Source organism: Sphingobium sp. (assembly GCF_033795625.1).
Lineage (GTDB): Bacteria > Pseudomonadota > Alphaproteobacteria > Sphingomonadales > Sphingomonadaceae > Sphingobium.
Genome location: NZ_JARYGI010000100.1, coordinates 1 through 877, shown reverse-complemented (window position 1 = coordinate 877; position 877 = coordinate 1). Strand labels below are relative to the sequence as shown.

The 877-nt window shown below is 68.5% G+C and carries 1 protein-coding gene and 1 pseudogene; both read right to left on the bottom strand.

Annotation, left to right across the window (positions count from 1 at the left end; genetic code table 11):
* Positions 1-252: pseudogene (locus tag QHC67_RS18780) on the bottom strand (efflux RND transporter periplasmic adaptor subunit); the annotation flags it as partial.
* A partial coding sequence (locus QHC67_RS18775) for a TolC family protein (protein WP_319296684.1) occupies positions 252-877 on the bottom strand: 626 nt, incomplete at its 5' end. The gene QHC67_RS18775 and the pseudogene QHC67_RS18780, both read right to left, overlap by 1 nt.

Sequence of the window (877 nt, the reverse complement as noted above, 5' to 3'; positions counted from 1 at the left end):
CAGCTCGATCGTCCCGGCCCCGCCGATGATCGGCCGTCCGACCTGGACGCCCGCTGTGGCGATCTGGTCGGCACCCAATGTGACGACGCCTTCACCGGCATGACCGCCTTCAGCACCGCCCTTTTCCGTGCCCGCTGCCGTCTCATTGGCAGCTGCGCCTTCGGCAGTTGCCTCGTTTCCGCCATCCTTGCCGCCGCAGGCAGCCAAGAGCAGGGCGAGCGACGCCGCGCCCGCGAGATAAAAGCTCTTCATCACTGATTCCCCCCATTGGGCGCACGAGCGGTCAGTCGCTCCACTTGCGCGCGGGCATTCTGGTAATTGGCAAGCGCGTCGATCGCGGCGACCCGCGTTTCGGCGAGCGTGCGTTCAGCATCGAGCAATTCGAGCTGGCCGAACTTGCCCTCGCGATAGCCGATCCGCGCGATGCGGGCGGCCTCCTGTGCAGCCGCCAGCGCCGGCCCCGACGCCGCACGAGCCGTCGTTGCGGCATTGGCCGCCTGCGCCTGCGCGTCCGTGATCGCCTGTTCGATGTCGAGCGCGGTCACGCGGCGCTGCGCATCCGCCTGGGTCCGCTGCGCGGTCGCCTGCGCAATCGCGGCGCGACCATTGTTGAACACCGGGATCGGGATCGACACGCTGAACACCGCCGCCATGTCGTTGGTCGCTTCCAGGCGGCGGATCGACGGCCCGACGTTCAGGTCAGGCACGCGATTGGCGCGCGCGAGCCGCACGCCGGCTTCGGCAATGGAGAAATCCGCGTTGGCTGCCGCCAGCGCGAGTGTGCCGGTCGTGTTGACCGGTGCCAACGGCCCATAGACGTTCACATCGGGAAGGCGATCGAGCAGCGTGTCATCGAGCAGGCCGTCGATCGGCCGTC